This is a genomic window from Pseudomonas sp. B14(2017), from assembly GCF_002113255.1.
GTDB lineage: Bacteria > Pseudomonadota > Gammaproteobacteria > Pseudomonadales > Pseudomonadaceae > Aquipseudomonas > Aquipseudomonas putida_Z.
The window spans coordinates 120,186-144,868 of record NZ_NEJY01000018.1; the positions used below are offsets into that span (position 1 = coordinate 120,186).

Sequence of the window (24,683 nt, forward strand, 5' to 3'; positions counted from 1 at the left end):
GCCGTTTTTTCCGCTTTGGGCTTCAACGGCATTCACAAGGGCTGGCTATGGTTGAGGTCGTGCCGCTTTGGTTCTCGGCCGAGGCTGGGTATGTATCGATTGTTATCGATTTAATGCCCTTGTCTGCTCATGATTTTCCCGATTACTGGGCTTCAAATATCGATATATATCGGTTATAAATTGACAAACGCCCCAGCACAGTCCGGCTCAGGGCCATCACAGAGGTCAACCATGAAAACCCTCAACTCCACTCCCCGTGCCGATGGTTTCCACATGCCCGCCGAGTGGGCCCCGCAAACCCAGGTGTGGATGGTCTGGCCGGAGCGCCCCGACAACTGGCGCCTGGGCGGCAAGCCGGCGCAGGCTGCCCATGTGACCCTGGCCAAGGCCATTGCCCGCTTCGAGCCGGTAACCGTCGCGGTTTCCGCTGGCCAGTACGAAAATGCCCGTCGTCAGCTCGACCAGCCGAACATCCGCGTGGTCGAGATCAGCAACGACGACGCCTGGGTGCGTGACACCGGCCCGACCTTCGTCATCAACGACCAGGGTGAAGTGCGTGGCGTGGACTGGGGCTTCAATGCCTGGGGCGGCTTTGACGGCGGCCTGTACGCACCGTGGAACCGCGACGAGGAGCTGGCAGCCAAGGTCCTGGAAATGGAGCGCTGCCAGCGCTACCACACCGAAGGTTTCGTGCTCGAGGGCGGCTCGATCCACGTGGACGGCGAAGGCACCGTGATCACCACCGAAGAGTGCCTGCTCAATCGCAATCGCAACCCGCACCTGAACCGCGAGCAGATCGAAGCGGTGCTGCGCGACCAGCTGGCGGTAGACACCGTGGTCTGGCTGCCGGATGGCCTGTACAACGACGAGACCGATGGCCATGTCGACAACTTCTGCTGTTACGTGCGCCCGGGCGAAGTGTTACTGGCCTGGACCGATGATTCCAACGACCCCAACTATGCACGCTGCCATGCCGCCATGGAGGTGCTGAAGAACACCCGCGATGCCAAGGGCCGTGAATTCATCGTGCACAAGATGCCGATCCCGGGCCCGCTGTTCGCCACCGCCGAAGAGTGTGCCGGTGTCGATCAGGTGGCCGGCAGCCAGGAGCGTGACCCATCGGTGCGCCTGGCCGGCTCGTACGTGAACTTTCTGATCGTCAACGGCGGCATCATCGCGCCAAGCTTCGACGACCCGGCAGATGCCGAGGCCAGAGCGATTCTGGCGAAGATCTTCCCCGACCACGAGGTGGTGATGATCCCAGGTCGCGAGTTGTTGTTGGGCGGTGGCAACATCCACTGCCTGACCCAGCAGCAGCCGGCACCGGTCAAGCGTTGAGCGCACGGTGAATGAAGGGGCCCGTCAGATGACGGGCCTTTTTTGTTTCCGGGGGCCGTCCGCAGGCCTGTGCTGGCATATGTTTTGTATTGTTTTCAGTCAGATAGCTCGGCCATGCCGCGCTCTCGGATCTGTAACAATCCTTACGTAGATTAGCCGCTCACGGGCCAGGGAGTACGTGTAGAGATGAACGCAGCAAGTGAGTCGGCTTTGCGCCCATCGGCAGTGAATCACCAATCGCTCAGGCTTGTGGCGAAGTGGTTGAAACACCATGGATGCATCAGGGTCAGGACGACCGACCCACAACGTCTGCTTGCCGGACGATATCCCCAAGGGCTGATCAGCGAAGCAGAAATGCAGGCGCTGATGGCGGTGTGGCACTGATCGAATCGGTATTACCTGTACCGGCCTCTTCGCGGGCATGCCCGCTCCCACAGGTACTTCACAGGCTTCGGGGCATGTGGTGCCCCTGTGGGAGCGGGCGAGCCCGCGAAGAGGCCGGCACAGGCGCTAGAGATCAGAAGCTGTAGCTGCCAGTCACCACCAGGCTACGCGGGTCACCCACCTGGATCTGCGCCGCACTGGTCGCCGAGCTGTAGTAGGTCTTGTCGGCAATGTTGCTCAGCGCCGCCCGCACATCCCAGTCATGCGTGCGGTACCCCGCCAATGCATCCCAGCGGCCATACCCCGGCAGCACCGTGGTGTTCTGGTTGTCCGCATAACGCTCGCCCACCAGCGTCAGGCCGGTTTCGGCGTACCAGCCCAGTTCCGGTTTCCAGGTCACGAACAGGCTGCCGTTGCGCTTGGCCACGTCATTGATGCGGTTGCCTTCCTGGCCGTTGTTGTCCTTGACGATGGTTGCGTCCTGCAGGCCGATGCCCCCGCGCACGTACCAGTTGCCAACGATGTTGCCGGTGGCGGTCAGCTCGATACCGCGCGAACGCTGCATGCCGCTGAGCAAGATGTTTTCCGGGACAAGCGGGTCGCGGGTGCGGCGGTTGTACAGTTCCAGCTCGTAGATGGCCAGGGTGGTGGTCAGGCGCTGGTCGAGCCAGTCGCTTTTTACGCCGATTTCCTTTTGGCGGGTTTCTTCCGGCTTGGCATCGTTACCGTTGCCCTTTGCGCCCGGGGTGATGCCGATCAGACCGCCGCCAACCGGCGAGAAGGTCTTGCTCCACGAGGCGTAGAACGAATGGTCGCGCCAAGGCGTGTAGACCACACCCAGGCGTGGGCTGGTGCTGTTGCTGTCCTGTGTTTCGCGCACGCCATCCTTGTTGGTGGTTTCCACTTCAAACTGGTCGAAGCGCACGCCAGCCAGGATTTGCCACTGATCGTTCAAGCGGATCTGGTCTTGCAGATAAAGGCCGCGGCTATCGACCACGGTATGGTTGTCACTAAACACCGTCATCGGGCCATTGAGCTGCTGGTCGCGGCCGGGCTTGCCCAGGCCCTGCAGTTTCTGGTCGACCGCTTTGTACAGCACCGGGTCGCGCTTCTGGTTGCCGAACTCCAGGCCCAGCAACAGCTTGTGCTCCAGGCCCAGGGTGTCGAAGTCGCCCTCGGCCTCCAGGTTGTTGAACAGGTTGCGGGTGTTCAGGTCCTGCTGCCAGCGCTGGCGGGTCAAGGTGTCGGTGCTGGCGTCGTAGCCCGTGACGTAGGTGTTGTCGAACTCACTGTCGAGCTTGAACAGGCCCAAGGTATGGCGCAACTGCCAGGCTTCGTTCAGCTGGTAGTTAAGGCGCGAGCGCAGCGACTGAGCGCGGTCGTCGATGTAGTCGCGCTGGGTGTCGCCATAGGTGGTGCTGCGACTGACATCTGCCGGGCGGCCGTTGACCCCGGGGATGCCACGGTCCGGGGTGCGGTTGTAGCGGCTGTATTCGTATTGCACCAGCCAGTTCAGGTCGGGGGTGACCTGCCAGCTGATCGACGGGGCGAACAGCTGGCGGCTGCCGTCGATGCCGTCGCGGAAGCTGTTGTTGTCCTGGTTGCCCATGTTCAGGCGCAGGCTGACGGTGTCGCTGGGGTCGGCACTGAGGTCGGCATACAGGCTGCGCAGGTCTTCGCTGCCGGCCTGCGCCTCGATGCTCGAACGGCGGCCGTGCTCCGGCGCCTTGCTCACCCGGTTGACGATACCGCCCTGGCTGCCACGGCCATAAAGCACCGCTGCCGGCCCCTTGAGCACTTCGACCCGCTCGATGTTATGCAGGTCGCGGATGTACTGGCTGTCGTCGCGAATGCCGTCCAGGTAGAAGTCGTTGCTGGCCTCGAAGCCGCGGATGCGCACGCTGTCGAAGCGGGTGTCGGCACCGCTGCTGACGTTGGGGATGCCTTCCAGCGCCTTGCCCAGGGTGTTGCTGCCGTAATCCAGCACGTTGACGGTCTTCACCGTGTCGATGGCCTGCGGCACATAACGTACCGGCGTCGAGGTGCGGGTCGCGGTGCTTACCTCCTTGACCCGCGGGTTGTCCTCTTCGCGCTCACTGTCGGCGGTTACCGACAGTTCCGGCAGGGTGGTGGTGGCGGCACTGGCCAGGCCGGCGCCGAACAGCAGCGACAGGCCAAGCGTCAGGGGTGAAAGACGGCAGGGTACAAGCATGGGCACATCCGGATCGAGCAGGTGAAAAAGAGGTGCGGATGGTAATGCTTGTTATTTGCTATTGCTTGAGTATTTGTAAAGGGTTGTCATTACATCTGTGTCAGTTTGTTACGGTCGCTGCTGCGCCGCGTTTCCGTGTAGGAGCAGCCTTGTGCTGCGAAAGCGCCCTCACCGGAAATTGTCCGTTCGATCAAAAGGCTATTTCCTACACAAGATAAATTGTCCGCTGATAGCGCAAACCTGCATAGAAATGCACCAGACCCACAGGAAATTTTGGTTATATAAACCTGCATTTCACGACTTTTTGACATTTGTAATCGCACACGGCTAGGATTCGGCCAACGCCTGCTGGCCATGATCTTGGCCATGCTGCTGCCAGAGGCCGCCGTGTGATTACCGGCAGGCCTTCCAGTCTGGATCCGCATAGCGTCGAACCTACGAAGGGGCGTTGGTTCCTGGCGTCATATTGCAGAGCGTTTTTGATTAAGAAATAAGGAAAACAACATGTTGAAAACCAGGATCAGCCTGGTCGCCTTGGCGATGATCGCCGCGACCCAGGCACAGGCCAATGATCAGGCCGACAGCAAAGGCTTCATCGAGGACAGCCACGCCAACGTCCTGCTGCGTAACGCCTACATCAATCGTGACAAGAAGCACGGCACCGACGACCAGATCGAATGGGGCCAGGGCGTCATCGCCAACTTCTCCTCCGGCTTCACCCAGGGCACCGTCGGTGTCGGCGTCGATGCATTCGGCCTGTACGCCGTGCGTCTGGACGGCGGCAAGGGCCACAACGGTGGCGCCGGTGTCGACTTCTTCAAGCCTTCGGACTTCAAGGACGAGAACGGCAACGCCAACTCGCCGCACAACCTGGCCCGTGGTGGCGCTGCAGTGAAGTTCCGCATCTCCAACACCGTGCTCAAGTACGGTGACCAGATGCCGGCACTGCCAGTGCTGCAGTACGACGACGCCCGTCTGCTGCCAGAAAGCTTCACCGGTACCCTGATCACCTCCAAAGAGATCCAGGGCCTGGAACTGAACGCCGGCCGCTTCACCCAGGAAGCGCGCAAGAGCGCCGAGCGCCGTGACGGTGGTGGCCTGAAGTCGATCAACGTGCTTGGTGGTAGCTACAAGTTCACCGACAACTTCACCGCTTCGCTGTACACCGCCGACAACGAAGACGTGATGAAGAAGCACTACCTGGGCCTGAACTACGTCTTCCCGATCGCCAACGACCAGTCCCTGACCCTGGACTTCAACGGCTACAAGTCGGACATCGACAACAAGTTCGTCAAGAGCGCCAAACTCAACGGCGACTCCAACACCATCTGGAGCCTGGCAGCTACTTACGCGTACGGTGCGCACTCGTTCACCATCGCCCACCAGCGCAGCACCGGCAGCACCGGCTACAACTACGGCTGGTACCAGAACGAGGGTGGCGTGGGTGACGGCGGTTCGACCATCTACCTGGCCAACTCGTACTGGTCCGACTTCAACGCCGAAGACGAGCGCTCCTGGCAGCTGGGCTACGGCCTGGACTTCGGTGCCTACGGCATCCCGGGCCTGACCTACAAGCTGGCCTACGTGGTGGGTGACAACATCAACACCCGCAACGTCGACAACCCGCAGGGCTTCGGTGAAGGTAAAGAGCGCGAAATCTTCAACCAGATCCGTTACGTGGTGCAGGACGGCCCGGCCAAGGACCTGTCGATCAAGCTGCGTAGCTCGTTCGTGCGTACCAACAACGCCGTGCAGCAGAACGGTTACAACGACGACGGCAACGAAGTCCGCGTATTCGTCGAGTACCCGATCAGCATCTTCTGATCCTGATCTGATGGCCTAGGGGCTGCTTTGCAGCCCATCGCGACACAAGGCCGCTCCTACATGAGATTGCGTACTCCTGTAGGAGCGGCCTTGTGTCGCGAAAGGGCCGCAAAGCGGCCCCCGGCTTTCACGCAGGCTCCACTTCCCTGCGCCGCACCCCAGCAACCTTCACCTCTCCCTCCCCAGTCTCCGGCGCAAAGCTGTCACTACGCGCCATCCGCCACATCCGCGCATAAAACTCGCTTTCAATCGAGCCACTGAGCAATTCGCCCGGCTTGAGGAATGTGTGCAGGTCCGAGAACAGCCCGATTTCGCTAGGGCTGATACGTCGCGCCAGATGCTTGGGCTTGAGCTCCGAAGGGTGTTCCAGGCCCGCGGCAGCCAACATTTCGGCCAACGTATGCAGCGTGTTGCGGTGGAAGCTTGCCACCCGCTCGGCCTTGTCCGGCACCACCAGGGCGCGCTGGCGCAGCGGGTCTTGCGTGGCCACGCCGGTCGGGCATTTGTTGGTATGGCAGCTCTGCGACTGGATGCAGCCGATGGCGAACATGAAGCCGCGCGCGGAGTTGACCCAGTCCGCCCCGATGGCGAGCACGCTGGCGATGTCGAAGGCGCTGACGATCTTGCCTGCCGCGCCAATGCGGATACTGGCGCGCAGGTTCAGGCCGACCAGGGTGTTGTGCACGAACATCAGGCCCTCGCGCATCGGCACGCCCATGTTGTCGCTGAACTCGCGTGGCGCCGCACCGGTGCCGCCTTCCTTGCCATCGACGACGATGAAGTCCGGAGTGATGCCAGTGGCCAGCATGGCCTTGGCAATGCCCATGAACTCCCAAGGGTGGCCCAGGCAGAATTTGAACCCCACCGGCTTGCCGCCCGACAGCTCGCGCAGGCTGGCAACGAACTGCAGCAACTCGACCGGTGTGCGGAAGGCACTGTGCGCCGCCGGCGAGATGCAATCTTCGCCCACGCGCACGCCACGGGTTGCGGCAATTTCGGGGCTGACCTTGTGCCCCGGCAGGATGCCGCCATGGCCTGGCTTGGCGCCCTGGCTGAGCTTGATCTCGATCATCTTCACTTGCGGCGAGCGCGCCTGCTCGGCGAAGCGCTGCGGGTCGAAGCGGCCGTCCTCGGTGCGGCAGCCGAAGTAGCCACTGCCGATTTCCCAGATCAGGTCACCGCCATGTTCGCGGTGGTACGGGCTGATGCTGCCTTCGCCGGTGTCATGGGCAAAACGGCCCATGCGTGCACCGCGGTTCAGGGCAGCGATGGCGTTGGCACTGAGGGCGCCGAAGCTCATGGCCGAGATATTGAAGATCGATGCCGAGTAGGGCAGGCGGCATTGCGGCCCGCCAATGGCGATGCGGAACGATGCCGGGTCTGGCGTGGCCACTGGCAGCATGGAATGGCTGATGAACTCGAAGCCGGGCTTGTAGGCATCGTTGAGGGTGCCGAAGGCCTTCTCGGCGCTTTCGTTCTTGGCCCGGGCGTAGACCAGCGAACGCTGCGAGCGGGAGAACGGCAGCTTGTCGTCGTCGCCCTCGATCAGGTACTGGCGGATTTCCGGGCGGATGGTTTCGATCAGGTAGCGGATGTTGCCCAGGATCGGGTAGTTGCGGCGCACGGCGTGGTGGCTTTGCCGCAGGTCGTTCAGGCCGACCAGGCTGAGCAGCGCGGTGATCAGTGTCAACGGCCACAGCCAGGCATGCTGGGGTAGCAGCGGCAGGCTGGCGAAGGTGAACAGCAGGCAGAGGGCGAGGCAGGCGTAGCGGCTGGGTAGAGAGTGTTTCATGGGTCCATCGCAGGCAGGATGACCGGGCATAGGATAGGCAAAGGCGGAGAGGGGAAAACCTGGGTAATCGGTAAAAGACTGTTACCTGAATGTGGTTGTGTTGCCTGTGCTGGCCTCATCGCCGGCAAGCCAGCTCCCACCTCGACCGCACCGATTTCAAGCCATGCGCAGTACCTGTGGGAGCTGGCTTGCCGGCGATGAGGCCCGCACAGGCGGTACAGTTCCTCCCCCGCAAAAGTGTTAGCGAGGCAACAACACGCTGACCCGCAACCCACCCCCCTCGCGGTTCGCCAACAGCAACTCGCCCCCATGGCTGGCAGCAATCCGCTGGGCAATGCTCAACCCCAGCCCATACCCCCCGGACGCCTGGTTGCGCGACCCTTCACCGCGCACGAACGGGTCGATGATGGTCGCCAGCAGGCTCGGAGCAATCCCTGGGCCGCGGTCATCGATATGGATGAACACCCCCGTGGTCGCCTGTTCCAGCGTGACCGAAACCTCCTTGGCATAACGCAACGCATTGACCAGCAGGTTCTGCAGGCAGCGCTGCAGCAGCAGGGCATCGACCCGCAGGCTGCCCGCCTGGCCATGCACCGGCAGTGGCTCTTCGGCAGTGGCCAGCTCCGCGCACTGGCGCACCACCAGCCGGTCCAGGTCCATCTGCTGCAAGTTCTGCTGCTCCCCCGCACGCAGGTAATCGAGCACCTGGCCGATCATGTTGTCCATCTGCGCAATGTTCTGCCGCAGGCGCTGCCGGTTTTCGTCGTCCGGCAGGCGCTCCAGGCGCAGGCGCATGCGCGTCAGCGGGGTGCGCAGGTCGTGGGACACGGCGGCCAGGAAGTAGGCCTTGTCGTTGACCATCGCGATCAGCCGCTGCTGCATGGCGTTGAAGGCCTGGGCCGCCTGGCGCACTTCCTCCGGGCCATCCAGCGCCAAGGGCGGCTGCTCGAGGTTGCTGCCCAGGCCGCGCGCGGCATCGGCCAGGCGCCGCAGCGGGCGCAGGCACAGGCGCACGGCTATCAGGCACACCAGCAACACCGCGACGATGCGCAGCGCGTACACCCGCAACAGGTAATCGCTGATCAACACCCAGGCCGACTCGCCGCTCCAGCCTTGCAGTTCCTGGCCCTCGATAGTCAGCCAGTGCCCATCGGCCAACGGCACCGCGAACTGCAGATGCGCCTGGGCCGTGCGCAGGCCGAACAGGCTGCGCCAGACGATCGGCTGGCCCTGTTCGTCGGTCAACTGCACCTTCATCAGGCGCACGTCCTGGGCATGCCCCAATTCGTACTCGAGGGCCTGGTGCAGCAACAGCTCGACACGCCTGCGCCCGCGGCGCTCGTCCTGCACCGGCGTGGGCAGGGCTTCGCTGCAACGCAGCTGGTAATGCGCTGGCGCCTGCAGTGCACCGGCACGGCAGTCGGCCTGGGCGATCAACGGCGCGCTGCGTGCGGCAATCAGCCGGACAGGGGCCTCGAGAACCTGGGCGAAACGCACATCGAACCAGATGCTGCTGGACATCAACTGGATCAGCACGGTGCCGCTGACCATGATCAGCAGCAACTGGCCGAACAACGTGCGTGGCCACAGCCGGCGCAGCCAGCGCATGTCAGGTATCGGCCCCGTTGGCGGCGATGCTCAGCAAATAGCCTTCGTTGCGGATAGTGAGAATTTGCGCGGCACCCGCCGGCGCGTGGCGCAGGTGCTGGCGCAGGCGGCTGACGCACATGTCCACCGAACGGTCGTCGGGCAGGTGGTCGCGGCCGAATGCACTGCGCGTCAGCTGGTCGCGGGACACCACGCGGTTGTTGGCTTCCAGCAGTTCGCGCAGTACGCGGTAGTCGGAGCGGGGCAGGGTCAGGGTCTCGCCATCGGGGCGGGTGAGCAGGCGTTTCACGTGTTCCAGGCGGAAGCCGGCGAACAGCTGCGCATCTTCTACCGGCTCTTCGGCGGGCGCATCCAGGCGTTGCGGACGACGCAGCACGGCCTTGATCCGGGCGATCAGCTCGCGTGGCTCGAAGGGCTTGGCCAGGTAGTCATCGGCACCCACCTCCAGACCGATGATGCGGTCCAGCGTGCTGCCCTTGGCCGACAGCATGATCACCGCCAGCCCCGGCGTGGCTTGCAGCTGGCGGCACAGGCTCAGGCCATCTTCGCCCGGCAGCATCAGGTCCAGCACCACCAGCTCCACCTTGTGCCGGGCCAGTTGTTCGCGCATCTGCTCCCCGTCAGCCGCTGCCAGCACGTTATAGCCGGCATCCGTCAGGTAATCACAAAGAAGTTCGCGGATCTCGTCGTCATCGTCGACAACAAGCAAAGTTGTGCTCATGCAGAAAAACACCTGTTCGGTGAGGGCCGGTGGCGCTCGTTACGTTCAATTACATCCCCGTACAAGCCGGGTCTGGAGCCCGGGGGGCCGATCCCTAGAATCCTAACAAAAAATCATCTGCAAATACGAAGCCTTCCCAAATGAACTCCGAGAGCACCCCGAACGCCTTCCCCTCCATCAGCCGAGGCGGCACGCGCCTCAAACCGCTGGCCCTGTTCATTGCCGTGGCCGTCAGCGGTGGCGCGATGGCTGCCGACAGCAAGCCCCTGGAACTGGAGGCCACGCAGATCGAAGACAGCGCTCTGCTGCCTGCCGACGAAGCCGGCCAGCTGGGTTACACGGTCGAAAGCACCCGCAGCTCCACCGGCCTGGCCCTGACGCCGCGCCAGACGCCGCAGTCGGTCACCACCATTACCCGCCAGCAGATGGATGACCGCGACATCCACACCATCGAGCAAGCGCTGGAAACCACCCCAGGCGTGACCGCGAGCAAGTCCGAAGTGGGCGGGCGTACCGACTACCGTGCCCGTGGTTACTCGATCAGCAACTGGAAGGTCGATGGCCTGCAGTTCCAGGGCGGCTCCGACTTCAGTGGCGGCGGCAACGCACTGAACATGGACCTGTACGAGCGCATCGACATCGTGCGCGGCGCCAACGGCCTGCTGGGTGGTACCGGCGACCCGTCGGCCACCGTCAACCTGATCCGCAAGGCACCGACCAGGACGTTCGGCGGTAGCGCCTATGCCACCTACGGCAGCTGGGACAAGCGCCGCCTGGGCGCCGACCTCAACCTGCCGCTGTCCGAAGACGGCCGCCTGCGTTCGCGCTTCGTGATGACCCAGCAGGACGCCAACTCATTCCGCGACAACCAGTCCGAACGCTCCCGCGCCGCGCTGGCCAACTTCGAGTTCGACCTGGACGACGCCACCACCCTTGGTGCCGGCTACCAGTACGAGTACAACAAGATTGTCGGCGGTGGCTGGGGTGCGAACATCCCGATCTGGTATCGCGATGGCAGCAAGACCGACCTGCCGCGCAGCACCAACGTGGTACCCAGCTGGAGCTTTGGCGAGTACACCACCCGCACTGCGTTCGGCTCGCTGGAGCACCGCTTCGACAACGACTGGACGCTGGACCTGAAAGCCGCCCAGAGCACCGCCGAAACCCTCAACCACCGCGGCCTGGCCAAGGTCAACTCGGCGGGCCGTGGCAGCTACGGCGGCTACTGGGACCAGGATGGCAGCGGCGCCGTGCTCAACGGCCTGCACAGCTCCACCGACACCACCCAGCAGTCGGCGCAGATCGACCTGTCCGGCCCGTTCCAACTGTTTGGCCGTACCCACCAGGCGATGGTTGGCTACAACGACAGCCGCACCGTGGCCTGGTCGCCGGAATACACCTGCACCATGGTCGGCGACGGCATGGCCAGTGCGCCTGCGCTGGGTTGCCAGTTCCGCGCCAACAACGGCTTCCCGCTGACCGACTGGCGCAATGGCGTGGATGACGACTACAACATCATCGCCTCGCGCACCGGCCGCCACAGCAAGACCACCACCCGCCTGCAGGGCATGTACGCGGCAACCCGCCTGAGCATCACCGACCCACTTTCGGTCATCCTCGGTGTGCGCACCAGCAACTACTCGGCCACCACCCGCAGCGTGGCTGGCGCACGTACCAGCCAGGAAGAGAACGGCATCGTCACCCCGTACCTGGGCGCGGTGTACGACCTCAACGACAACTACTCGCTGTATGCCAGCTACACCGACATCTTCACCCCACAAACTGCTGAAACCAGCAGCGGCAGCAAGGTCGAGCCAATTCGCGGGCAAAGCTACGAGACGGGTATCAAGGGAGAGTGGTTCGATGGCCGCCTGAACGCCTCGGCGGCGTACTTCCGCACCAAGCAGGAAAACAAGGCAGTGCTCGACGGCGACCTGACCACCCCGACCGGTGGCGACGCCTACAAGGCCGGCTCCGGCCAGGAAACCGACGGTATCGACCTGGAAGTCGCCGGCGCCCTGACCCCCAGCTGGAACGTGTACGCCGGCTACACCTACCTGCACTTCCGCCGCGTCGACAGCGACGGCCGCAGCGACCCATCGCACCTGTTCAAGGCCTCGACCACCTACCGCCTTTCCGGCCCGCTCGACCGCCTGACCCTGGGCGCCGGGGTTACTGCGCAGAGCAACATCCGCGCAATCTCCAGCCCGGCGGGCCAGCCGAGCAATGGTGTGAGCAACGGTGCCACTGACGTGAACTGGTCCGGTTATGCCATCTGGAATGCCATGGCCAAGTACCAGCTGACCGACGACACCAGCGTCAGCCTCAACGCCAACAACCTGTTCGACAAGCACTACTACACCCGCTACGGGTTCTATGCCGGGGCAATTGATGGTGACCCACGCAACCTGTCGCTGACGGTCAGCACAGCGTTCTGACCAACCGCACCTGGGGCTGCTGCGCAGCCCATCGCCGGCAAACCGGGCTCCCACAGGTATTTTGGTAGCAACTGCCTTGCTCAATTTCTAACAGGTGGCGCGATCCCTGTGGGAGCGGGCGCGCCCGCGAACACGGGCGAAGCCCGTGCCATCCACCGCAGCACCTGATTCGCTGGGTCGGCGCCAGGCTCAAACCATGCGCTGTACCTGTGGTAGATGGCCCAGCCCTTTGGACTGCGCTGTCGTGAAGATAACTGAAATTGCAAGCAATCCGCGTACCCTGTGGGAGCGGCTTTAGCCGCGAAGAATCCAACGCGGTGTATGGCACCGGCTGCGCCGGTGTTCGCGGCTAAAGCCGCTCCTACAGGTACAGCACATGCCTTGAGCCCGGCGCACTCCTTTGGGAGCAACTGCCTTGCTCAATTTCTGATAGGTGGTGCGATCCCTGTGGGAGCGGGCGCGCCCGCGAATACGGGCGAAGCCCGTGCCATTCACCGCGGCACCTGATTCGCTAGGGCCGCATCGGGCTTCAAGGCATGCGCTGTACCTGTAGGAGCCCGGCTTGCCGGCGATGGGCCTCAAAGCGGTCCCATTTCAGCTAGGTCCTGCCCCTTGCTCGCGACCAACCGGCTTCTCCAGCCGGTCTTCGAAACTGTCCCAATCCTCGCCAAACAGTTCCACCGGGTGCATGGTCCGACTCGCCCCATTGCCACAGGCCAATGACTTGGCCGGGCAATACAGGTCGCAGCCCCAGCAGATGCGCTCCGGGTGGCTGGGGTTTGTGGGGAATTTCTTGGCCATGGTCAGCTTCCCTCAGGACTATGCCCCAACCTATACCTCGGCCCGCTACTCAGCTTGATCGACATCAATGTCCCGGTGTCCTTCAGCAGAGCGTATATTCCGGATCCAGAAATCTGTTTGACCTAGCACTTGCCCAAACCTACCGATTCGACAGGTGACAACCATGAAGCGGGATAAAATCGAAGCCAATGGACTAGATGCCTTCATCGCTAATATTTCACCCATGCTGGATGGCCTGAACACCCAGATGGCAACCATGGCCCAGCTTCTTGCTGCCTGCCATGACCCCATCAAGGACGATGCTGAGCTCCAGGCGCGGATGGCGTTGATCGATGAGCTCTACTCGCATGCCGACAGCGAAGGTCACGCAGCAGCGCGCTTTGCGGAGATGGTGGCGGATCGTGTCTACGAGTATGAGAGTGAGTCGGTACTCGTGCCGTTTGCGAGCCAGGCCGAAGCGTTGGCCTTCCTGCTGTCGGACAGGGGGGGAAGCAGAAGGACCTTGCCTCGATAGCAACCCAGAGCGCGGTTTCAGAGATTCTGAACAACAAGCGGAAGATGACGGTTGCCCAGATAAAGGGGTTTGCTGAGTTTTTCAGCGTACCGGTTGAGTTTTTCATGTATGGGGTGGTTTGAAATCGATAGGGACGCAGGGATCGCGGGGCACTGAAAACAAAAAAGGCCCACCTTTCGGTGAGCCTTTTTTGATACTGCGGCACCAGACGAACGGTTTCTTGCTGTGAGGGCAGGGGATTCGCGGGGCTGGAATTTGGTGGATTTTTGAGTGTACCTCAAAGGATAGCTACAAAGAAATCAGCTAGTTATGGAATTTAGTGGAATCGAATCGGGGAGTTGCTGCTTGGCAACACTTACCCGGCATGGCGGTGAGAAAACTATCGCTTCATCAGCGTGCCGTTTGTGCACCAGCTACCGCGGCACATACGCTGGCACTGGCACGGGATACTTGTCGAGGTAGATCGGCGGCCTCCTGAGAATGATGTGGGAGTTGATGCCATGGCTGATGGCGATACTGGACATCGTGACGCCTGGTAGCAGGAATTCCTGCATACATTGGGGCTTGAGGGAAGTAAGAGCTTCGATTACTCATGAAAAATCTAGCTATAAAGGTGGTCGCGTCTGCGGAACTGGCGGGCACAACAGCCCTTCATGCTGAAGATCAAAAGATGTACTCGCCATCCGCTGATACAGCTGTGATCAAACACTGCTCCGATGTTACATTCAGGGCCGAACAGAAGGTCTTGGACACGAGAAAAAGGAGTAGTCGTGGCACGTCCCCTTCGTAAGGTCAAACTTGATGGAACGCTGTATTCCCGACGTCCGGCCGTCGAAGCTGAAATCCAAGAGCTTGAGGTCATAGGCGCTGCTGAGCTTGAGCGTAGAGTACCCGACTGCTCACGGACCTCTCCCGATTTTGTCTCGCCGGAAGCGTTGGTGCATTTTGTGCGAAATGCAGAACCTGGAATTCATCGTGAAACGCTCACCGAGCGGTTGCTCGAGCGCCTCCACCTTCTCCTGCCGCGCGCTGATGACGCTTCGCTTACGAACGCAAACATCCGAGATGATGTGGTTGACCATTTCATTGATCTGCTACTTGGCGACCGATTGGTGTATGACGACCGTCTGGACTACTACGAGATCAATTTCAACTCGGCTGTCGCCAGGGACCGAAAGGATGCGTGTGATCGCCATTGGAAGCATGAGAATCGCTTTGACGAGCTAGAGGTGGACGAGGAGGATGGGCCCCTCCCTTTAGCTGCTATCGGTGGCTACGAACCCTTTGATCCAACCGAGCTCGATCAAAAATCTTACCGGCTTCAGCTCGAGGATGCGATTGATGGTCTACCTGAAATCCAAAAAAGAATCATCGAGATGATCCGCCATGACATTCCTATCGACTCGAAAGATCCCTCTGCCGTCACCATCAGTAAAACGCTGGGTAAGAGTGAAAAGACTATCCGTACGTACCGTGACAAAGCTTTCGCAAGTCTGCGGTCGCGCCTTGAATTCAAGGGGAAACTGTAATGACTATTCGTTCGCCAATTGCTAGCGAAGACGTTATGAACGCTTTCGCAATGGACTACGAGCCAGGAACTGACATACTCAAACGATACCTGTCAGATTATCCTCAATTCGCTATCGAACTCGTGGATCTTGCAAGGGAGCTATCCCGTGAGGTCGATGAAGATCTTCCTCTCAGTGCCAACGAGCTTGCTGCTGTGAGCGCTAAGATGGGGCGGCTTCGCGACTCCGTTGTGACTGTGGAGCTCTTGCAGTCGGCACCACCGAAGGTTTTTGCTAAAGCAGCGAGGGAGCTCGGGTTGCCTATCCAAGTTGGCGTAGCTATTCGCGAGCGACGAATAGATTCGGTGGTATTGCCAGAGAAGTTTCTTGCGCGATTAGCTAGAGCATTGAATGCATCAGTTTCCGTTGTTCAGTCATTTCTCGCTTTGCCAGCCCAAGCATCTGCGCTTCGTGCAAACAAATCTGATGGCAAGCCACTCACAGCCGAAAAAGTTCCGTTTGAGCGTCTGCTCAAGGAATCAGGACTGGATGAGGAAAGCATTTCACGGATCCTCCAGGGCGATGACTAACCATGGATCATATAGAACTCGCTCGTCAGCGCGCAGAGCGCCTGCATGAGGAAGCGATCGAGCAGGGCAGTGATCCTTGGTCTCCCTATCAGTTCGCGCGAGAGATTGCGGAGAGGCGTGGCATCACGGTTGAGTCGTGTGTCCCCGGCGCCTCGATTCTTGACGGAGCACGAGCGACTTTCGACGCTGAGTTACCACTGATCGTTCATGAGAACTCAGGAACACCGTTCGAGCAGGCTTTCCTGATCGCCCATGAGATTGGGCACGCAGTTTTAGGCGACGGTGAAGATGAGGAGGGCGATGTATTTCAAATCGATCCCGCACGAACCTCTGAGGTTTCGCCAGTTGGTATAGAGCGGGTCGTCGATTACAGCCGCCGGCAACGTCGCGAGGTCCAGATGGACCTTTTCGCAAGAGAGCTGCTATTGCCGAGGAGTCGAGTCGTCGAGCTGCACCTGACTCAACGCCAAACATGTTCTGAGATCGCAACTCGATTGGGGGCTCCCTTCGACGTGATCGCGCAGCAAATGCTAGATGCGCTTCTGCTTCCTCCTGTGCCGGCCGTTACTCCAGAAGCTCCGGTCGAAATCCCTCTCAATGATGAGCAACGTAATGCGGCCTCTCATCGGGGGGGCGCGTTTCTTCTCCAAGCTGGGCCTGGTACTGGAAAAACGCGTACGCTCGTGGCGCGGGTTGAGAGCCTACTCGACGATGGGGTTGATCCACGGCGTATCCTTCTCCTAACGTTCTCGAACAAAGCCGCTGCGGAAATGTCCGAACGAATTGCGTTAAAGCGGCCCAAGGAAACAGCGGCTCTTTGCATCGGCACCTTCCATAGTTTTGGCCTCGATATTCTCAGGCGATTCAACGATCGTTGTGGCCTACCGGTTGATCCTCGTCTGATGGATCGAACCGAAGCCGTAGAGCTGCTTGAGAATGAATTTCCTAGGCTAGGCCTGACACACTATCGCAACCTCTACGATCCATCCCAAACTGCTGCTGACATCCTAACTGCGGTGTCGCGCGCTAAGGACGAAGTTGTCGATCCGCAAGGGTACCTTGATCTAGCCAATGCAATGGCAGAAACGGCAGATGACCCAAGCGCAGTAGAGGCTGCTGAAAAAGCTATGGAGGTCGCCAAGGTTTACGCGCGTTACGAAGAGCTCAAAACACTCGTAAATTGTGTCGACTTTGGCGATCTGGTTATGCGCCCAGTCCAGCTGTTAGAGGGGGATGAAGCTGTTCGGACGCAGTTGCAGAATGACTATGATCACATCCTGGTCGACGAGTACCAAGATGTGAACCACAGCAGCGTTCGACTTCTCAAAGCACTCAAACCATCAGGTACAAACCTCTGGGTGGTGGGGGACGCCAAGCAGTCGATCTATCGGTTTCGAGGTGCCTCGTCCTTCAACATGGCCCGGTTTGGGCGCGAAGATTTCCCGGGCGCTGTGCGAGACCGACTGAAGATCAACTACCGTTCTGCAGGTGAGATCGTCGAAGCGTGCTCTGCTTTTGCCGCAGGAATGTCGACGGCCGATGGAGACGAAAGTCTTGAGGCAGACTGCGGGCGATCTGGAAATCTCCCCGAAGTCATCACGGTGGATAACGGTTCCCTCCTGACACCTGCGATCGCTGACCGCATTCAAGAGCTTCTAACGTCGGGTTACAGTTATCGGGACCAAGCGGTTCTCTGCCGCGGCAATGATCGACTTTCGGACGTTGGGCGTGAGCTTGAGCGAGCTGGTATCCCAGTGCTGTTCCTTGGAAGTCTCTTCGAGCGTCCAGAGGTTAAGGACTTGGTTTCGATACTCTCGCTGCTTGTGGATCGACGCGCGATGGGTTTGATCCGGGCCGCTTGCTTGCCCGAGTTTGCGATGTGTTTAGAGGATGTTGTTCGGATTTTTGAGACTCTGAGAGAAGTTAATTCGGATGTCGGAGCTTGGCGCGTCATCTCGCCAGTAGAACTGACGTCTGCTGGCCAATCAGCACTTTCTGAGCTCAATTCCGCATTGGCAGGCTTTGACGCTAGCTCTCAACCTTGGAAGGTGCTGACAACTATTTTGCTCGATCGAACAGGATTGGCAGCTCGTATTGCTTCTTCGTCAGAGGTTTCCGACCAAGCGCGAGGTATCGCGATTTGGCAATTCATGAACTTCGTCCGTGCACAACCCAATGGGCAGGGTCTCCCTATTCAGAGACTTTCTGATCGTATAAGGAGGCTGCTACGACTGCGGGATGATAGGGACTTGAGGCAGCTCCCCTCTGCTGCTCAGGGGATTGATGCCGTCCGATTGATGACAATCCATGGCTCTAAAGGACTGGAGTTTCCGGCGGTTCACATCGCTGGCGTTAACAAAGACTCCATCCCAGGAGCATATCGGACATCAAAATGCCCTCCGCCTTCGAACATGGTCGCTGGTGCTCAAGGTGGTACGGATGACGTTACACGGGCGGCCCACAATGAGGAACAAGAGTGCTTGTTTTACGTCGCCATGTCCCGTGCGAAAACCTCTCTGTCGTTCTATGGAGCAACCGCAGCATCGAATGGGCGCACACGCGCACTCTCGCCGTACCTCGATCGGATTGGCCTTGTAAAGCAATGTGCTGTCAAGCCTAAGACCGTCTTGCCTCCCGCCCCAGACTCAGTGGCGATACCCATCGTGTTTACTGGAATTCCTCGTTTTAGTTCCGACGCGGTATCGCTTTACGATTCTTGCGCGCGGCGCTTCTTCTATACGCATCTGCTTCAGGTTGGTGGCAAACGCAAGATGAACTCATTCATGCAAATGCATGAGGCCATTCGGGACGTCTATCGCCAGCTTGTAGCGCAGGGCAACCTTCCGGTAAGTGATTGGGAGGAGCAGCTTTCCCACGCATTTGTGATTCGCGGGCTTGCGGATCATGGCTATGTCGACGACTACCGTGCGATGGCCTCTAGCATGCTCCGATACTTCATGGACTCGAGGGCCGGGGCGCAAGTTGAGGCTTCGACAACGCTTCGAATTGTGGTGGACGGCCATGAAGTTGAGGTGACGCCAGACGAAATACTATTGAGAAATGGAAAGCGAATAGTACGCCGAGTCAAAACCGGCCACGCGCCTAGCAATGTTGGTAAGGATGTGGGCTCTGCGGCATTGATACTCGCAGTCCAGTCGGTTTTCCCAGACGCCGAGCTGGAACTGCTTCACCTCGCGGATGCTGAGAGCAAGCCATTGAAACTGTCGTCAAGAGAGCTGAGCAACCGACAGGTAAAAATTGCTGAGATTTTTCGCGAAATCCGAGGTGGCCAGTTCCGAACGAACGTGTCGGATGCCACCTGTCCGAACTGTCCGGCCTTCTTCGTATGCGGAGAAGTCCCTGCAGGTGCGCTCTCCAAGCTTTTTTAAAAAAGTTTACCGGCGAGACCCAGTCGGTCCGATTAGTGGGATGTAGGCGAAATGAGTCGCCACATCACGCTAGAGGACTGTATGAAAAATACACATTTTGAAGACGTTGGCGACGCAATCCGTGAGGGTCGTCCATTGCGAGAAGCTTCCGCCTATCGCATTCGTTTTGGCTTGGAAGGGCTCAGCTTCCGCGACATTGACGTACCCGATCCCGTTCCGACTGGTCGGCAAATTCTGGATAGCGCTGGCCTTGACCGTCGTAGCGATTACATCCTCTACGCCTTGCTTGTTTCAGGCGACTTCGAGGACGTACGTCCTGACGAAACGGTGGATTTGCGCGGCAAGGGCGCCGAGCGCTTCATCGCGTTCAAATCTGATCGTGACTTCAAATTCGTCCTGAATGACCGCCAGATGGCTTGGGGGCACCCAACCGTGGACGCCAGTGTTCTGTATGGTTTGGTCGACGTCCTGCCTGAAGAAGCGATCTTTCTGGAGGTTCGGGGCGGTGAAGACCGTCTCATCGAACCCGAAGAGCAGATCAACTTGGACGCTCCAGGAATCGAGCGATTCGTGACTGCCCTGCGGCCGCAAAAAGGCTACGTCATCGTGGTCAACGCTGTCGAAGAGGTCGTATCGGACAAGCATGTCACTTTCGAGCAGGTGGTCAAGTTGTCGCATCCGAATGCGCCGGCAGAAGCCAACGTGAAGTTTTCGATGACCTACCGTAACGCTGCCTCGCACCCGCACGCTGGTGAGCTCGCTGAAGGCGGTTCCGTTGAAGTCAAAAAACAAGGGACGATCTTCAATGTCACACGCACTGTTCAGTCTTAATGCGGATTTGGCTCGGTTGCGAGCTGAGGGGTATTTCGTACGCATACAAGGAAACCTCCTTGTAATGCGGGAGGTACCATATGTCGACTCTCAATGCCGCGTACGCACAGGAACGTTGGTGTCTAACCTGGATTTGGCTGGAGATCGGACCCGTAAGCCGGAGACCCATGTAATCAATTGGGATGGTGACTTCCCTTGCAGCGCAGTTGGGACGCCATTGCCAGGCATCTCGCACGCGGCGCCTAATACGGATCTCGGGTACGGACTTACTGCGAAGCACAGTTTCTCCAGTAAGCCCAACGCCGACGGATACCCTGACTATTACACCAAGATGGCTACATACGCGACCATCTTGGCGGGGCCTGCGGCGGTTCTTCAGCCGGGTATCAGCCCGCGCCTGATCCGGGGTACGGATGATGAAGATGAGGTCAGCGTCTTCAACTATCTCGATACCGCATCCAGCCGTGTTGGCCTGGGGGCGCTCGCTAGTAAGCTGGAAGGTGAGGTGGTAGGGATTCTGGGCACGGGAGGAACGGGGGGATACATTCTCGACCTTGTTGCGAAAACACCGGTTAAGGAGATCCGTCTTTTCGATGATGATGACTTTCTGTCGCACAACGCGTTTCGCGCTCCTGGAGCTCCATCGCTCGAAGAGTTGCGTGATGCTCCCAAAAAGGTCTTCTACCTCAAGAATATCTATGAGCGGATGCACCGCGGGATAGTGGCTCACCCAGTGAAGATGAGACCGGAGACATTGGGGCTACTTGACGGCATTACGTTCGCTTTCATCAGTATGGATGCCGGTGAGGAAAAGAGAGCGGTGGTTACGAAACTAGAGGCACTTGGCGTCTCATTTATTGATGTCGGGATGGGACTTGAACTCAACAACGGCAGTCTGGGGGGAATACTGCGCGTCACGGCGAGTACGCCAGCACAACGCGACCACGTGCATGCGGGACGTATCTCTTTTGCTGGAGGCGGGGGCGAAGATCTGTACGCGTCAAATATCCAAGTGGCCGACCTCAATGCCCTGAATGCATGCCTTGCTGTTGTGAAGTGGAAAAAGTTGCGCGGATTCTACCGAGACCTAGAGCGCGAGCATCATAGCACCTACACGACTGATGGGGGCATGCTGCTCAACGGTGACCAATCATGATTCGGTATCTCAGCCTTGAGCACCGTTTCGTGCGAAATGTTCCTCGCGAATTGGAGCCCGGCATTCTGTACATCTCGATGGACTACGCAACCGCAGTGCATTCGTGCTGCTGTGGTTGCGGCGAGCGTGTTGTAACTCCTTTTACCCCGACCGACTGGAGGATGACGTTTGATGGGGAGTCCATCTCGCTTCACCCGTCGGTAGGTAACTGGAATCAGAATTGCAGATCGCATTATATCGTCCAAAGGGGTCGCGTCGTGGAGGCTGGGCCTTGGTCGCAAGCCAGGGTCGAGGCTGAGCGGCTGCGCGACAAGATGGCCAAAGCTGCGCACTATGGCTCCGAAACGAAGGTTCGATCCAATGCCCTGCAGTTATCCAGTGAACGAAACCCTAGTACGACTCCCCCAACGAATAGTATCTGGGCTCGGCTTAAATCGTGGCTTGGTCTCTGATCACTGTCGGGGCGGCATTATAGTACTTGGTCAACGGCAGTGGATCACAAGCAGCTTAGAACAAATTTCTGTTTTTGGTCGAGTCTAACAGTTATTGATCTTCATTTGAAGGTGTTTTAATAATAGACTTTCTACAGATGATAATTCTAATGGGGTGAGAAGGATCTAATATGACGCTTCCTACAGCGCAGTATTGTATTGAGAAACACAAGCACCAATACGGTAAGTGGTGCGCCGCCGCCGCATATGGCCGAGGCTTGGCTGGTGGCGGTAACGCATTGGCGTTCAAGCTAATTGATTTGAGCGGCTTGTCCCAAGTTACGGGGCCAGAGGATATTGGCCAGAATGTCGATAAATGGCAAGTCAGCTTCATGAAGAAGATTGAAGTGGAGGCGAAGAATTTTGGTGTAACCAACTTTACCTTCGGCCGTGCCCAGAAACTGGTAAATATCTACCTGAAGACGGTCCTGGTCTGTGGCGGGCATCACCAGCACCCAAACGTTGCCTTGCTCCACCCGCCGCTGGATTTCGAATTGTTCAAAGGGTTACGGAGTTTCCTATTGAAGAACCGATCCAGTATGAGCAGAGCACGCTCAGCATTCATGGCTGCCCAAAAGCGTAATCCGCGATGGACAAAATTTTCTGAGGACGATTACGATGCACATATAGAGGCTATTAAGCTGATAATGGCAGGCAGACCTCTCTACCAAATCGAAGAATATTGGGAGCTTTGAGTTTGTCATGAGTGGTGGCGATAAACGTCTAGCCATAACATGACTTTTCTATGTGGCTGAGTATCTAGGCATCTACCTGGCTTCCTAATTAGCTACAGCATCATAGTGGGTTGAGGTAGGCTTGTTAGGTAACAGCTATGCCAATTGGTTTTGAAAGAAGTGAAAATATGAGTAAGCAAATTGAGCAACACCTTGAGAAAATACGACATGAAGTGCAGGGCGGGGAGCATGATCTGGTTAATCAGCGTCAGAAGTCTCTGAAATATTACGTACGGGACATCCATCAGCAACTAGGGAAGTGGCTTTCTCTACAGGGCTACGCTGAGGATCGGCGTCGCTATGATCTTAGCTGGGCGCTTGGATTTATTGGTATCGTAGGTGTCATGCTTGCTATTACCCGGTCGGCCACTAGTGATTTCGATTGGGTGCGAGAACACACCGTTGCTTTCCGCCTATGGGCTGTCGTGTTGTGTACGATCTTCATCGGCGTATCATTGGAGCGATCAGCGGTTATTCGATCGCTGTGGAGTTTTGCTAGTACCAAATTTCTAGTCTCTGTCATCCTTTCGGGAGTGGTGCTGTATTCAAGGGGCAGCGCAGCGGCATACGTGAATGGTGTCTTTCATGTAGATGCTTCCGCACTACCCATCACTCTGGTGTTTACTACTGGCCTGCTAATCATAAAGCTGGTGCTTCCTTTTATCCTCACCGTTGCACTGGCTCTTTCCTTGGTTCACGGGTTCATTGGTGTAGGCTGGGTCAAAGGTAAATTGGCAGGTGTAGAGGTGAACGAGCCTCCTTTGTATTCTGTGCTCGCTTTTTTTGTATCTAGTGTGATTCTGTACTTCGGTTGGAGCTGGTCCCATGATCAGATTGCAGATTCCAGGGTGCCGGATAAGGTTTACCTCATGGCTCATGCACTTGACTTCAACTACTCGCATGAGTGCAGCAATGTCGCTCCTAATCGGCCCGTGATATTTTTGGGAGCCGGCCAGGAGGCCGTTCTTGTGGCTCCTTACCAGCTTAAAAGCTTTGACTTTGCTGAATTCTTTGAAGGAGCGGAACCGGTCCCGACGGATTTCATACGTGTTCGGTGCGAGTATAAGTCTGCGCCTGTGGTCGAGCTATCGGGCTTGAGTTCTAGACTTTCAGCCCAGTGATCTCGACAGGTGCTAGGATGAGCGTTCGCTGGGCACACGAACTAGCGTAGAAACTCGCCATCTTGGCAGCTTTTTTGGTTTCTAGGTTTCTAGGTTTCTAGGTTTCTAGGTTTCTAGGTTTCTAGGTTTCTAGGTTTCTAGGTTTCTAGGTTTCTAGGTTTCTAGGTTTCTAGGTTTCAAGGGTGTATCTAGGCCCTTGCGTTCGCGGATGTTGATCCTTTCCAGCTGCCCAGTGTGCATAGGCCACCGCCCCTGCTGAGACTACCCCACCAGTAGCCGTTGAGTCGTTTAGCAAACTGTTTAGCGCCGGTACTGCGCTTACTGACCACGGACAGGAGCGTTCCGGTATATCTCGCCATGCAGCACCTGAGCAGAGCGCCCAGAGCACGCCATCGAGCATCAGGCGGTCGCTCAGGCGGGGCCACCGCCGGCCATGGGTTTCGGTGAAGAGATCAGTAACCACAGCCCAAGCCTCATCCGAGAGTTCGTAACGCTTTGCCACCACAGTATTCCTTTCCGTAGATGGCTGGAAACGCTACAAGACTTTAGCTTCCGAGGAGCGCCGACGGGGTTTCTCGGTATTTCGTACAGCGCCTAACCATCATTAATTCTTTTGTAAGCATGGGGGGATCAAGAGAGGCAAAGTATTTTAGCCGTTTCTCCCAGAAACTCTAGAGAGTATCTGTTATTAAAATGCTCCATCCTGAACTCAAATGAAAATGGTAAATCCCCAAACTCTCGTCAACAAAGCAGACTAGCCTAGCGGTACGAGGTTCTGGGATGTCGATCTATACCAGCAAGTTTTTACCTCGTCATTTTTCAGATGCCCCAAGGGCTAGGCTGTAAAAAAGAAGGGAGTGGAATTCCTCGATATATGTATTTGCGCGTCTTATCTCCGAATGGGATGTCATGGTAAACCATCCCTCCCTTGCAGCTAATAATTTTGTTCTGAATGTTGCGCATAATTGGTCCGATCTGATGCGGTTCGCAAAATACTCTGCTGCCCGAGCCAAAACCGAAGCTTTTCAGATACAAGACACGCCATGAACTACCGTCATATATTGTTGCATCAATATATTTCGTCCCCCTCGGCCCAGGATGAACTGCAACATCGCCAATGCGTGCAAATAGTTCTTTTGCAGAGTAAGCAGCTCCTGACAGTACAATTTGACTGGGTGGCTTCGACATAAATTAAGAATCCTCGCAAATCTAGTGAGCTAACTAAAGCTTA

Annotated in this window: 19 protein-coding genes and 1 pseudogene; 13 read left to right on the top strand and 7 right to left on the bottom strand. The window is 58.3% G+C overall.

The genetic code is table 11. The features are described 5' to 3' along the window. Positions 1-231: 231 nt before the first annotated feature. Both aguA and CAG34_RS29245 read left to right on the top strand, forming a co-directional pair. Positions 232-1,338, top strand: a complete 1,107-nt coding sequence (aguA, locus tag CAG34_RS19335) for an agmatine deiminase (protein ID WP_025337343.1) — start codon at positions 232-234, stop codon at positions 1,336-1,338. Positions 1,339-1,524: 186 nt separating this feature from the next. Further along, positions 1,525-1,722, top strand: a complete 198-nt coding sequence (locus CAG34_RS29245) for a hypothetical protein (RefSeq protein ID WP_075044327.1) — start codon at positions 1,525-1,527, stop codon at positions 1,720-1,722. Positions 1,723-1,855: 133 nt separating this feature from the next. Here CAG34_RS29245 and CAG34_RS19345 read toward each other — a convergent pair whose 3' ends face one another. Next, positions 1,856-3,934: a TonB-dependent siderophore receptor gene (locus CAG34_RS19345; RefSeq protein ID WP_085591854.1), complete on the bottom strand. Its 2,079-nt coding sequence runs from the start codon at positions 3,932-3,934 to the stop codon at positions 1,856-1,858. 504 nt (positions 3,935-4,438) lie between these two features. Here CAG34_RS19345 and CAG34_RS19350 point away from each other — a divergent pair. Then, positions 4,439-5,758: an OprD family porin gene (locus CAG34_RS19350; RefSeq protein ID WP_085591856.1), complete on the top strand. Its 1,320-nt coding sequence runs from the start codon at positions 4,439-4,441 to the stop codon at positions 5,756-5,758. A gap of 127 nt (positions 5,759-5,885) precedes the next feature. On the opposite strand, the gene CAG34_RS19355 is transcribed toward CAG34_RS19350, so the two are convergent. From CAG34_RS19355 to CAG34_RS19365, 3 genes are all read right to left on the bottom strand, one after another. Further along, positions 5,886-7,550, bottom strand: a complete 1,665-nt coding sequence (locus tag CAG34_RS19355) for an FMN-binding glutamate synthase family protein (protein WP_085591858.1) — start codon at positions 7,548-7,550, stop codon at positions 5,886-5,888. A gap of 240 nt (positions 7,551-7,790) precedes the next feature. Beyond that, on the bottom strand, positions 7,791-9,158 hold the full coding sequence (locus CAG34_RS19360) for an ATP-binding protein (RefSeq protein WP_085591860.1): 1,368 nt from the start codon (positions 9,156-9,158) through the stop codon (positions 7,791-7,793). A 1-nt stretch (position 9,159) separates the two neighbouring features. After that, complete coding sequence (locus CAG34_RS19365; RefSeq protein WP_025337347.1) at positions 9,160-9,879, bottom strand: response regulator; 720 nt, start codon at positions 9,877-9,879, stop codon at positions 9,160-9,162. A 140-nt stretch (positions 9,880-10,019) separates the two neighbouring features. On the opposite strand from CAG34_RS19365, the gene CAG34_RS19370 reads away from it, so the two are divergent. Beyond that, complete coding sequence (locus tag CAG34_RS19370) at positions 10,020-12,317, top strand: TonB-dependent siderophore receptor (protein ID WP_085591862.1); 2,298 nt, start codon at positions 10,020-10,022, stop codon at positions 12,315-12,317. Positions 12,318-12,911: 594 nt separating this feature from the next. Here CAG34_RS19370 and CAG34_RS19375 read toward each other — a convergent pair. Next, on the bottom strand, positions 12,912-13,118 hold the full coding sequence (locus CAG34_RS19375; RefSeq protein WP_085591864.1) for a DUF3079 domain-containing protein: 207 nt from the start codon (positions 13,116-13,118) through the stop codon (positions 12,912-12,914). Positions 13,119-13,281: 163 nt separating this feature from the next. On the opposite strand from CAG34_RS19375, the gene CAG34_RS19380 reads away from it, so the two are divergent. From CAG34_RS19380 to CAG34_RS19420, 9 genes are all read left to right on the top strand, one after another. Then, the gene (locus tag CAG34_RS19380) at positions 13,282-13,632 is read left to right on the top strand and encodes a transcriptional regulator (RefSeq protein ID WP_256573567.1); all 351 of its coding nucleotides are present in this window, start codon (positions 13,282-13,284) and stop codon (positions 13,630-13,632) included. A gap of 770 nt (positions 13,633-14,402) precedes the next feature. Further along, entirely contained in the window at positions 14,403-15,161 is a 759-nt protein-coding gene (locus CAG34_RS19385) for an ATPase (protein WP_085591866.1), read from the top strand. After that, positions 15,161-15,730: a hypothetical protein gene (locus CAG34_RS19390; RefSeq protein WP_085591868.1), complete on the top strand. Its 570-nt coding sequence runs from the start codon at positions 15,161-15,163 to the stop codon at positions 15,728-15,730. The genes CAG34_RS19385 and CAG34_RS19390 overlap by 1 nt, the downstream gene beginning before the upstream one ends. A gap of 2 nt (positions 15,731-15,732) precedes the next feature. Further along, the gene (locus CAG34_RS19395) at positions 15,733-19,119 is read left to right on the top strand and encodes a UvrD-helicase domain-containing protein (protein ID WP_085591870.1); all 3,387 of its coding nucleotides are present in this window, start codon (positions 15,733-15,735) and stop codon (positions 19,117-19,119) included. Between the two features lie 81 nt (positions 19,120-19,200). After that, entirely contained in the window at positions 19,201-19,950 is a 750-nt protein-coding gene (locus CAG34_RS19400; RefSeq protein WP_085591872.1) for a multiubiquitin domain-containing protein, read from the top strand. After that, positions 19,925-21,106 (top strand): ThiF family adenylyltransferase, encoded by a 1,182-nt coding sequence (locus CAG34_RS19405; RefSeq protein ID WP_085591874.1) that lies wholly within the window; start codon positions 19,925-19,927, stop codon positions 21,104-21,106. Before CAG34_RS19400 ends, CAG34_RS19405 begins: the two co-directional genes overlap by 26 nt. 77 nt (positions 21,107-21,183) lie before the next feature. Continuing rightward, entirely contained in the window at positions 21,184-21,558 is a 375-nt protein-coding gene (locus tag CAG34_RS29250; protein WP_371858053.1) for a DUF6527 family protein, read from the top strand. A gap of 170 nt (positions 21,559-21,728) precedes the next feature. Continuing rightward, the gene (locus tag CAG34_RS19415; RefSeq protein ID WP_085591878.1) at positions 21,729-22,292 is read left to right on the top strand and encodes a hypothetical protein; all 564 of its coding nucleotides are present in this window, start codon (positions 21,729-21,731) and stop codon (positions 22,290-22,292) included. 167 nt (positions 22,293-22,459) lie between these two features. After that, complete coding sequence (locus tag CAG34_RS19420; protein WP_085591880.1) at positions 22,460-23,452, top strand: hypothetical protein; 993 nt, start codon at positions 22,460-22,462, stop codon at positions 23,450-23,452. A gap of 322 nt (positions 23,453-23,774) precedes the next feature. On the opposite strand, the pseudogene CAG34_RS29255 reads toward CAG34_RS19420, so the two are convergent. Then, positions 23,775-23,954, bottom strand: a pseudogene (locus CAG34_RS29255) (transposase); the annotation flags it as partial. A gap of 317 nt (positions 23,955-24,271) precedes the next feature. Next, on the bottom strand, positions 24,272-24,640 hold the full coding sequence (locus CAG34_RS28445; RefSeq protein WP_135002095.1) for a hypothetical protein: 369 nt from the start codon (positions 24,638-24,640) through the stop codon (positions 24,272-24,274). Between the last annotated feature and the right edge of the window lie 43 nt (positions 24,641-24,683).

Excerpts from the sequence above, each read along its gene's own strand:
- CAG34_RS19360 (WP_085591860.1), bottom strand. The coding sequence starts at position 9,158 with ATGCGCTGGCTGCGCCGGCTGTGGCCACGCACGTTGTTCGGCCAGTTG.
- CAG34_RS19355 (WP_085591858.1), bottom strand. The coding sequence starts at position 7,550 with ATGAAACACTCTCTACCCAGCCGCTACGCCTGCCTCGCCCTCTGCCTG.
- aguA (WP_025337343.1), top strand. The coding sequence starts at position 232 with ATGAAAACCCTCAACTCCACTCCCCGTGCCGATGGTTTCCACATGCCC.
- CAG34_RS19345 (WP_085591854.1), bottom strand. The coding sequence starts at position 3,934 with ATGCTTGTACCCTGCCGTCTTTCACCCCTGACGCTTGGCCTGTCGCTG.
- CAG34_RS19390 (WP_085591868.1), top strand. The coding sequence starts at position 15,161 with ATGACTATTCGTTCGCCAATTGCTAGCGAAGACGTTATGAACGCTTTC.
- CAG34_RS19400 (WP_085591872.1), top strand. The coding sequence starts at position 19,201 with ATGAAAAATACACATTTTGAAGACGTTGGCGACGCAATCCGTGAGGGT.
- CAG34_RS19350 (WP_085591856.1), top strand. The coding sequence starts at position 4,439 with ATGTTGAAAACCAGGATCAGCCTGGTCGCCTTGGCGATGATCGCCGCG.
- CAG34_RS28445 (WP_135002095.1), bottom strand. The coding sequence starts at position 24,640 with ATGTCGAAGCCACCCAGTCAAATTGTACTGTCAGGAGCTGCTTACTCT.
- CAG34_RS19380 (WP_256573567.1), top strand. The coding sequence starts at position 13,282 with ATGAAGCGGGATAAAATCGAAGCCAATGGACTAGATGCCTTCATCGCT.
- CAG34_RS19365 (WP_025337347.1), bottom strand. The coding sequence starts at position 9,879 with ATGAGCACAACTTTGCTTGTTGTCGACGATGACGACGAGATCCGCGAA.
- CAG34_RS19420 (WP_085591880.1), top strand. The coding sequence starts at position 22,460 with ATGAGTAAGCAAATTGAGCAACACCTTGAGAAAATACGACATGAAGTG.
- CAG34_RS19405 (WP_085591874.1), top strand. The coding sequence starts at position 19,925 with ATGTCACACGCACTGTTCAGTCTTAATGCGGATTTGGCTCGGTTGCGA.
- CAG34_RS29245 (WP_075044327.1), top strand. The coding sequence starts at position 1,525 with ATGAACGCAGCAAGTGAGTCGGCTTTGCGCCCATCGGCAGTGAATCAC.
- CAG34_RS19375 (WP_085591864.1), bottom strand. The coding sequence starts at position 13,118 with ATGGCCAAGAAATTCCCCACAAACCCCAGCCACCCGGAGCGCATCTGC.
- CAG34_RS19370 (WP_085591862.1), top strand. The coding sequence starts at position 10,020 with ATGAACTCCGAGAGCACCCCGAACGCCTTCCCCTCCATCAGCCGAGGC.
- CAG34_RS19395 (WP_085591870.1), top strand. The coding sequence starts at position 15,733 with ATGGATCATATAGAACTCGCTCGTCAGCGCGCAGAGCGCCTGCATGAG.
- CAG34_RS29250 (WP_371858053.1), top strand. The coding sequence starts at position 21,184 with ATGGACTACGCAACCGCAGTGCATTCGTGCTGCTGTGGTTGCGGCGAG.
- CAG34_RS19415 (WP_085591878.1), top strand. The coding sequence starts at position 21,729 with ATGACGCTTCCTACAGCGCAGTATTGTATTGAGAAACACAAGCACCAA.